This window comes from Streptomyces oryzae (assembly GCF_017676365.1).
Classification (GTDB): Bacteria; Actinomycetota; Actinomycetes; order Streptomycetales; family Streptomycetaceae; genus Streptomyces; species Streptomyces oryzae.
The window spans coordinates 1-9,042 of record NZ_JADKMA010000253.1 but is presented as its reverse complement, the minus strand read 5'-3'; the positions used below and the strand labels follow the sequence as shown (position 1 = coordinate 9,042).

The following is a 9,042-nucleotide window of genomic DNA, read 5'->3' as shown; positions in this document are numbered from 1 at the left end:
GGTTCAGCGGTTCGGGAAGCGCGTCGGCGGCCACGATCATCAGGGCGGCGACGGCGGCGCCGGACGCCGAGACCAGCCACGCGCGCGTGCCCCAGCGGTCGGGGCGGTAACGGGTGCGGGCAGCCCGCTTGCCGCCCAGCCAGAGCCCGGCGAGGGCGAGGGCCAGCCCCGCCAGCAGCACGGGCAGCCCGAAGCCCGCGCCCTCGGCGGCCAGCAGACCGTATGTGCCCGCGCACACGCCGAGCAGCCCGCCCAGGGTCAGCGCCGTGGTGGTGTGTCGTACGGCGGCCGGTACTTGGGCTGTGCGGCCGTAACCGCGTGCGTCCATCGCCGCCGCGAGCGCCACCGAGCGCTCCAACGCGCCCTCCAGCACCGGCAGTCCGACCTGGAGGAAACCGCGCAGCCCGCGATCGGCGCGCCCCCGCAGCCGGCGCGCCGCGCGCAGGCGCCGAATATCGGCGACGAGGTTGGGGGCGAACGTCATCGCCACCACCACGGCGACTCCCGCCTCGTAGAGCGCGCCGGGCAGGGACTTGAGCAGTCGCGCCGGGTTGGCGAGTGCGTTGGCGGCCCCGACGCAGACGAGCAGCGTCGCCAGTTTGAGCCCGTCGTACAGCGCGAAGACCATGCCCTCTGCCGTGACCCGCCCGCCGATCCGCACTCCGCGCGCCCACTCGGGCAGCGGCACTTCGGGCAGCTCGGCGAGTACGTGGCTGCCGGGAACGGGGGAGCCGAGGAAGAACGCGAAGACGAGGCGGATGGCGAGTACGAGCAGGCCCAGCTTGAGGAACGCGGTGTAGGAGCGGGCCCAGGGGGCGTCGGTGCGGCGGACGGCGACGACGTAACCCGCCACCACGATCAGCAGGGCGAGGAGCAGGGGGTTGGTGGTGCGGGAGGCGGCGGTGGCCAGGCCCAGGGCCCAGACCCACCATGCGCCGGGGTGCAGGGCGGTGCTTCGGGTGGAGAGCGGTGCTCTTGGGAGGGAGCGGCGTGCCGGCCGGGCCGCCGCCCGGCGTGGAGCGGTGCTTCGGATTGAGAGCAGGGCTCTCGTGAGGGAGCGGCGTGCTGGTCCGGCCTCGGCCTGGTGCGGAGCGGTGCTTCGGGGCGAGAGCGGTGCTCTCGTGAGGGAGCGGCGTACCGATCCAGCCCCTGCCTGGTGCGGAGCGGTGCTTCGGGGTGAGAGCAGCGCTCTCGAAAAGGGGCGGCGCACCGGCTGGACCTCCGCCCAGTGCTGAGCAGCGCTTCGGGTGGAGAGCACCGCTCTCGGAAGGGAGCGCCGCACCGGCCCAGCCCCCGCCGCCGCCCACTCTGTGAGCGGTGCTCTCGGTGTGGAGCGGTGCATCGGCTACGACCTTCGCCGGCGTGCCTGCCACAGTGCGGCCGCGCCGAGGATTCCCACGGCGGCGATGCCCGCTGTCAGGCCGAGGCCGGTCGAGATGCCGTCCCCTTCACCGCCGTTGCTGCCGTCACTCCCGTCGCCACCGTCCCGCTTGCCGCTTCCACCGTCTCTGCCGTCGCGCTTTCCGTCGTCGCTCTTCGCCTGCTCGCCGCATCCCTTGGCCGGGTAGTGGTCGATGGCGCACAGCAGGGACTGGGAGTTGTAGCGCAGGGGGCCGGCGACCTTGGCGAGGGCGTCGGCGGCGGTGCCGTTCTCCGGTATGAGGGCGCAGCCCGTACGGGGAGCGGGCGGGGAGCCGGGCTGGCCCTTGGGGGCGTCGGTGCGGGTGCCGAAGTCGATGCGAACGGCGACCCGTTTGCTGTTCGCCTTGGCTGCGGTCTTCGCGCAGGCGTCGGCGAAGGTGACGGCGCCGCGTGGCTTGTCCGCCTGCTGCGAGTCCTCGCTCAGGGCGAACCGGAAGCCGAGGGTGTCGCCGTCCTCGGGCTGCTGGGTGCCGGGTCCCTCGGTGGCGTACGACCAGGAGCCGTTCTCCTTCTGCTGCCAGAACGACCAGTAGCGGTAGCCGTCGGCGTCCACGGTGGGGAGCCGGACAGGGGAGGCGCCTGCCGGGGTGGCCGGGAGCAGCACGAGCGCCGCGGCGGCGGCGAGCGCGGCGAGGGCGGCGGTCGGCGCGGTGAGGGCCGTGGCCGTTCGCGTACCGGCCCTCACAGCTGCTGCCTCTTGCGGCGTCCGCTCAGCAGGATGCCGAAGCCCGCGCCGATGGCCAGGCCGACCAGGATGAAGGCCCAGACCGGGATGGTGGTGCCGTCGTCCTTCTTGTCGGAGGAGGACGAACCGGCGTCGTCCGACGGCATCTTGGCGGGCTTGGGTCCGGTGTGGTTGAGGCGGGAGAGGAGGTCGGTGCCGCCGAGCTCGGTGGGGTCGCCGCCCGCCGCGCGTGAGGCCAGCATGAGGGAGCTGATGGCGGCCGGGTCGTTCTTGGACTTGTCCCACGTGTCGAGGTGCTTCGCGAGCCAGTTCAGCGAGGACTTGGCCGGTTTGCGGTGACCGCCGGCGGCCAGGGCGACCACGGCGTCCGCGGTGTTCGCGTAGTCGGGCTGCTCCTTGGAGGAGCCGGGCAGCACCGAGCTGAAGTGGCCGCCGTTCTTCTCCAGCCTGGCGGCCAGATACGCGGCCCCGGCCTTCGCCGCCTCTTTGCGCCCGCCGGGGACACCGCCCTCATCGTTCTCACTGCCCGAGCCCGTCCCCGTGGCGCACTTCAGCGGTTCCACCGGCTTGTCACCGGCGTCCTTGGCCAACGGTTCGGGCAGCGCGCCCTCGCCCAGTGCGGCGAGCGAGGCGGCGGCGGTGGCGTCGTCGTTCGGCGCGAGCTTGCCCTTCTTGTCGGGCTGGTAGGCGAACGCGCCCTGTTGTCCTGGTGCGTCCTCGATGCCCTTGGAGCCGCAGGTGAGCTGCAGGGAGAGCAGTGCGTCGTACGGCGACTTGCCGCCCTCGGCGGTGGTCTTCCCCGGGTTCCTGCCCGTGGTGTGCAGGGCGCCGATGACCAGTGAGGTGGAGTTGGCGTCCGAGGCGGCGTGCGCAGCGCTGCCCCAGCCGCCGTCCTTGTTCTGGACCGAGATCAGCCACTCAACGGCCTCCCGCACCACGTCGCTCCGGCCGCCGACCGCGGCCAGCGCCTGGGTGGCGAGGGCGGTCGCGTTCGTGTCGGAGGGGGTGGCGTCGGGGTCGCACTTCTTCCCCGTGCCGGCGCGGTACGCGGTGAACGAGCCGTCGGCGCACTGCTGTCCGGCGAGCCAGTCCACGGCCTTCTTCGCGGGCACGGCACCGGCGCCGTCCAGGGCGAGCAGCGCCATCGACTGCCGCCATACGCCGTCGTACTTGGGGTCGGCCGTTCCGTAGAGCCCGTCCGGGAGTCCGGACGGCTTCGATACGACGGTGCCGGCGGCCGCGGACGCGGCGGACCCCCGGGAGGGGACGGCGGACGACACGGAGGGCGCGGCGGATGCCACGGGTGCGGATGCCACGGGTGCGGCTGCCGCGCACAGCGCGGTGGCGGCGGCGAGGACCGTGGCGCGGCGGCGGCGCGGTGACATTGCGAGTGCCTTTCGGTGAGGGGGGCGGCGCGCAGCCGGGCACGGCCGCCCCGCCGACGGGCTCGCGACTGGCGACCCCGCACCGCGGCGCACCGGGCTCGGCTCCGTATACCTCGACGGGCCAGTGGCCTGGTCCGGCCACAGGAGCCCACCTCAGCGCGGGTGTTCCGGCTCGCGGCCTGCCGCGGGGTGCGTGTGCGCCGGGCGCCGGACGTGGGGTACGTCCTCGGCCGGCGTACGGCGCTGGTGCGGCTGACTGCTCACGGTTGCGGGTCAGCGCCGGATTCGCACCGGCTTCCCCCGCTCGGAGGCGTTGTCTGGCTGTCGGCCACTGTAGCCGGAGCGCCGGCCGGGCCGTTCCGTCGGGTCGGTCCCGCTTCGTCCGCCGTGCGCTGATGCGTGGCTCCGGATGTGCGTCCGGCCGGTCGTGCCGTGATGTTCGCCGGCGGGGGCTGTGGCTTCAGTCGGTGGCGCGGTAGGTGACCGGCGTGCTGCCGGGTACGGCCTCGGCGTGGCCGAGCTTGACCAGGTGGCGCAGGTGGGCTTCCGCCTCGGCCACGGCGATGTTGCGGGAGCCGAACGGGATCTCGGCCCAGGGGCGGTTCCAGCGCATGGTCTCGGCGAGCTGCCAGGGGGTGAGGTCCCGTTCCGAGAGCAGTGCTCTCAAGTCGGAGAGGCGCTCTGCGTGGTGAGCGGTGAGCTCGTCGACGCGGGCCTGTGCGTCCGTGAACGCGTACTGGTGGGCGGGCAGTACCTCGGCGGGCCGCAGTCCGGCGATCCGTTCCAGGGAGTCGAGGTAGTCACCGAGCGGATCGGTGATCTCGTCGCTGTCCGGGTCCTCGTACAGGCCGATGTGCGGGCTGATCGTCGGCAGCAGGTGGTCCCCCGAGAACAGCCGCCCTCCCCGCCGCCCCTCTCCTTGCCGTCCCCGGCCGGGGTGTTGCTCCTCCAGGTGCAGGCACACATGCCCCGGCGTGTGTCCCGGGGTCCATATCGCGCGCAGTCGACGCCCCGGCAGGGCGAGCAGTTCGTTCGGTTCGATCTCCCGGTCGGGAAGTGCCGCCCGCCCGCCCGGCAGTGTCCCGCCGCGCCCCTCGGCGAGGGCCGTGCGCAGCGGTGCCGTATGCGCGTCCGGGGCGCCGGCCGCGGCGAGCTTGTCGGCGAGATAGCCGAGCCACTGGTTCCGGTCCGAGCCGCGGGTGCGGCGGACGACGGCAGCGTCCGCCGCGTGCATGGCGATCCAGGCGCCCGACTCCTCCCGTACCCGCGCCGACAGGCCGTGGTGGTCGGGGTGGTGGTGGGTGACGAGTACGCCGTGCAGCGCCCCGACGGAGGTGCCGCACGCGGCCAGTCCCTCGGCGAGGGTCTGCCAGGAGGCGGGGTCGTCCCAGCCGGTGTCGATCAGTACGGGCCCCACGTCCGTTTCGACCACATGGACGAGGGTGTGGCCGAGGGGGTTGTCCGGGATGGGTACGGGGATGCTCCAGATCCCGCCGCCATGGTCGATGATCCGCGGCCCGCGTCCGCCGTCCGCCTCCGGCCCGGGTCCGCCGTCCGCCTGTACCCGGTGTTCCCCGCAGGCTTCCCCGTCGTCGTGTTCGTCGTCGTCGGCCTGTGGTCCGTTCGTCATGGGCGGCGGCTCCCCCGGTTCCGTGCCGGTTCCGTGCCGGTTCCGTGCGCGGTGTGACGGCCGCGGCCGCCTTCGGGCGGCGGTCCGGCAGAAGCATTGTCCCCTAGAACTAGAACTGGTACTAGTTCTGATGTGCTGTCAGGAAAGTGTCGGGCGTCACAGCCCCGCAGCCCTCGGGGGCGGGCGGGAGAGGGAGGGTACGGCCATGACCGACAACCCCAGCAGCTCCGCAGGCCCCGGCGGAAGCGGCAGCATCGCGTACGCCGAACACCAGCAGCTCTACATCGGCGGCAGGTTCACCGACCCGGCCGGTGACGGAACCATCGAGGTGGTCTCCCCGCACACCGAACAGCCCATCGGCCGCGTACCGCACGCCTCCCGCGAGGACGTCGACCGCGCCGTGCGCGCCGCCCGCGAGTCCTTCGACTCCGGGGTGTGGGCGCAGCGCCCGTTGGCCGAGCGGATCGGGACCGTCACCCGGATCAAGGACGCCTTCGCCGCGCGCAGCGAGGAGATAGCCAAGGTCATCAGCGCCCAGAACGGCACCCCGTACACCTCCTCCGTGATGGTCCAGTCCCTCGCGGCGATGATGGCGTGGGATGCCGCGCTCAAGGTCGCTGCGGAGTTTCCTTACGAGGAGCCCAGGGCCGGGGTGCTCGGGCCGCTGCTGGTGCGCCGGGAACCGGTGGGGGTGGTGGCGGCAGTGGTGCCGTGGAACGTGCCCCAGTTCACCGCGGCCGCCAAGCTGGCCCCGGCGCTGCTGTCCGGCTGCTCGGCGATCCTCAAGGTGTCGCCGGAGACCCCGCTGGACGCCTATCTGCTGGCCGAGATCGCCGACGAGGCCGGACTGCCCCCGGGCGTGCTCTCGATCCTCCCCGCCGACCGGGAGGTGAGCGAATATCTCGTCGGGCACCCCGGCGTCGACAAGGTGTCCTTCACCGGCTCCGTTGCCGCCGGCAAGCGGGTGATGGAGGTGGCCTCCCGCCATCTCACCCCCGTCACCCTGGAGTTGGGCGGCAAGTCGGCCGCCGTGATCCTGCCCGACGCCGACCTGGACGCGGCGGTCGCGGGCATCACCCCGTTCGCCTGGATGATCAACGGCCAGGCGTGCGTGGCCCAGACCCGCATCCTCGCGCCGCGCAGCCACTACGACGAGATCGCCGAGCGCTTCAAGGCCGTCGCCGACGGGCTGACCGTCGGCGACCCGCTCGACCCGGCGACCGAGGTCGGCCCCCTGGTCGCCGAACGCCAGCGCCGCCGCTCCCTCGACTACATAGCGCTCGGCCAGGAGGAGGGCGCCAAGGTGCTCGCGGGGGGCGGTAGGCCGGAGTCCATACCGACCGGCTGGTATGTCGAACCCACCCTCTTCGGCGACGTCGACAACTCCATGCGGATCGCCCGCGAGGAGATCTTCGGTCCCGTCATCTGTCTGCTGCCGTACGACGACGAGGAGCAGGCCGTCCGGATCGCCAACGACTCCGACTACGGCCTCTCCGGCAGCGTCTGGACCGCCGACACCGAACACGGCATCGACGTCGCCCGCCGCGTCCGTACCGGCACCTACTCCGTCAACACCTTCAGCCTCGACATGCTCGGGCCCTTCGGCGGCTACAAGAACTCCGGCATCGGCCGCGAGTTCGGCCCCGAGGGCTACGCCGAGTACCTGGAGCACAAGATGATCCACCTGCCCGCCGAGGCGTGAACCCCGGAAGACTCCCGGGAGGGGGAGAGCGGGAAGTGGGGGGCAGAGGCGGGAAGGGAGAGAGGGAGAGCTGATGGCCGACCGCTGGCACGTCGAGGTGGACCGGGGGCTGTGCATTGGGTCGGGGATGTGCGTGGGAGGCGCGCCGGATGAGTTCCGGCTGGACGCCGCCCGCCAGTCCCACCCGGTCACCCCGGACCGCGAACCCTGCGAAGAGGTGCTGACCGCCGCCGAGAACTGCCCCGTCGAGGCCATCTCCATCACCCTCGCCGCAACGGGCGAACCGGTCTTCCCGCCGGAGGACTGACAGCGCCTTGGTAATCCGTTGCCGAGGGGGCGTACGGCGGGATAGGAACAGCCGTATGACATCTTTTGGTGCTGCCGGCGCCCTCGGTGCCGTCTTCCGGCCGCAGTTGCCCCCTGAACGTCTGCGCAGCGTGGTCAGCGCCGCCGACGAGGCCGGTCTGGAGCAGCTGTGGCTGTGGGAGGACTGCTTCCTGGAGAGCGGCATCGCCACGGCCGCCACGGCTCTCGCCTGGAGCGAGCGGCTGCGGGTGGGCGTCGGACTGCTGCCCGTCCCGCTGCGCAACGTCGCGCTGACCACCATGGAGACCGCCACGCTGCGCCGCCTCTTCCCCGGCCGGTTCGCGGTGGGCCTCGGCCACGGAGTACAGGACTGGATGGGCCAGGTCGGCGCCCGCGTCGATTCGCCGGTCACGCTGCTGCGCGAACACCTGGAAGCGATGCGGGCGTTGCTGCGCGGCGAGCGGGTCACGGTCGAGGGCCGGTACGTGAAACTGGACGGCGTCGCCCTGGACTGGCCGCCACCCGCCCGGCCCGCGGAGACGGCGGACCCGGGCGCTGTCGCCGCTTCGGACACCGCGGTGTTCGCGGGTGCGCGCGGGCCGCGTTCGCTGCGGCTCAGCGGAGCGGCGGCGGACGGTACGGTGCTCGACGCCAACACCTCCCTCGCCGGTATCCGCCGCGCGCGGCAACTCATCGACGAGGGCCGCGCGGCGGCCGGACGTACCGACCGGCACCAGGTCCTCCACTACCTCAACACCGCCACCGGCCCCGACGCCACGGACCGGCTGCGCGCCGAACTCGTCCGGGAGGGCCACGACCCCGCCGACGGACCCGGCGTCGCCGGAGACGCCGCGACGGTGGCGGAGGCGGTCGCACAGGCCCTCGAAGCCGGCGCCGACACGGTCGTCCTGCAGCCCACCGCCGACGAACCCGACCCGGAGGCTTTCGTCCGCTTCGCCGCTGAAGAGGTCCGCCCCCTGCTGCGCTGAGCGTGGCTGTACGGCGGCCGGCTGCGCTCGCCGCGCCGTCACCGTCAGGCGTCCACCCCACCGTCCAGGGCGAGCGCGGCGAACGTGGCGAGCCAGTGGTCCGTGGTGAAGTCGCCCGAGGTGGCCGCCGGCAGCCCAGCGGCCAGGTTGGCCTCGGCCGCCGTGGTGAGGGCGGCGACGCGCGGGTCGCCGGAGGGGAGCCCGCCCGCGATACCGCGCAGCGCCACGGCCCGGCTGAGGCATAGCCCGAGCAGATGCCCCAGCTGCGGATCGGCAGGGTCGGAGACCTGCGGCGGCGGCAGGAACTCCGGGCCGGCGGCGCTGTCCAGCTCGGGCAGGAAGCGCCCCAGCCACGCGGCGAACTCGCTCTGCGGCAACACCCGGCGCACCGCGTCCGCCTCGCACAGCAGCGGGGAGAGGAAGTCCTGGCCGGAGGGCTCCCACCGGGTGGCGGCGCCGTGGTCGGGGACGTACCACTCGCGGACCTTCGCCCTCACGGGCCCCAGCAGCCGCTGCTGGCCCGCGCGTTCGGCGCTGTCCAGGATGAGGCTGAGCGCGAACGCGCTGTTGGCGTGCGTGCCGTGCCGTACGGGGTAGGTCGCCTTCGGCAGCCAGGCAAGCAGCAGTTCGGCGACGGTCTCGGCCGCGGGCACCAGCGCGGCCCGCCACTGCCGCACCGCTCCGAGAGCACCGCTCTCACCTGGGAGCGGTGCTCCCTCCCGGTTGCTGGCGAGAGCGCTGCTCTCGTTTGTGAGTGCCGCTCCCTCTCGGCTGCCGGCGAGAGCACCGCTCTCGTCCATGAGCGCCGCTCCCTCTCGGGCGGCGGGTGGGGGAGCAGTGCTCTCGTTCGTGAGCGCCGCACTCTGCCCGCCGAGAGCACTGCTCTCTCCCGCGAACGCTGCTCCCCCCACCCCCTTCTCCCT

The 9,042-nt window shown here is 73.2% G+C and carries 8 protein-coding genes; 3 read left to right on the top strand and 5 right to left on the bottom strand.

Annotation, left to right across the window (positions count from 1 at the left end; all coding sequences use genetic code 11):
* The 4 genes from ITI46_RS31320 to ITI46_RS31305 form a co-directional block, all read right to left on the bottom strand.
* Positions 1–1,033 (bottom strand): CbiQ family ECF transporter T component (locus ITI46_RS31320; RefSeq protein ID WP_209243315.1); only part of this gene is annotated, 1,033 nt, incomplete at its 3' end.
* 312 nt (positions 1,034–1,345) lie between these two features.
* The gene (locus ITI46_RS31315) at positions 1,346–2,107 is read right to left on the bottom strand and encodes an SCO2322 family protein (protein WP_209243314.1); all 762 of its coding nucleotides are present in this window, start codon (positions 2,105–2,107) and stop codon (positions 1,346–1,348) included.
* Positions 2,104–3,492, bottom strand: coding sequence for an SCO2321 family membrane protein (locus ITI46_RS31310; protein WP_209243313.1), 1,389 nt, complete (start codon positions 3,490–3,492; stop codon positions 2,104–2,106). Before ITI46_RS31310 ends, ITI46_RS31315 begins: the two co-directional genes overlap by 4 nt.
* Before the next feature lie 460 nt (positions 3,493–3,952).
* Positions 3,953–5,122 carry a Strvi_7410 family MBL fold metallo-hydrolase gene (locus ITI46_RS31305; RefSeq protein WP_209243312.1) on the bottom strand — a complete coding sequence of 390 codons (1,170 nt, stop codon included), beginning with the start codon at positions 5,120–5,122 and terminating at the stop codon, positions 3,953–3,955.
* A gap of 205 nt (positions 5,123–5,327) precedes the next feature.
* On the opposite strand from ITI46_RS31305, the gene ITI46_RS31300 reads away from it, so the two are divergent.
* From ITI46_RS31300 to ITI46_RS31290, 3 genes are all read left to right on the top strand, one after another.
* Complete coding sequence (locus ITI46_RS31300; RefSeq protein WP_209243311.1) at positions 5,328–6,824, top strand: aldehyde dehydrogenase; 1,497 nt, start codon at positions 5,328–5,330, stop codon at positions 6,822–6,824.
* Between the two features lie 73 nt (positions 6,825–6,897).
* Positions 6,898–7,131, top strand: a complete 234-nt coding sequence (locus ITI46_RS31295) for a ferredoxin (protein WP_209243310.1) — start codon at positions 6,898–6,900, stop codon at positions 7,129–7,131.
* Positions 7,132–7,186: 55 nt separating this feature from the next.
* On the top strand, positions 7,187–8,119 hold the full coding sequence (locus ITI46_RS31290; protein WP_209243309.1) for an LLM class flavin-dependent oxidoreductase: 933 nt from the start codon (positions 7,187–7,189) through the stop codon (positions 8,117–8,119).
* Positions 8,120–8,163: 44 nt separating this feature from the next.
* Here ITI46_RS31290 and ITI46_RS31285 read toward each other — a convergent pair whose 3' ends face one another.
* The gene (locus tag ITI46_RS31285; protein WP_372452112.1) at positions 8,164–8,919 is read right to left on the bottom strand and encodes a DUF2891 family protein; all 756 of its coding nucleotides are present in this window, start codon (positions 8,917–8,919) and stop codon (positions 8,164–8,166) included.
* Positions 8,920–9,042: the final 123 nt, after the last annotated feature.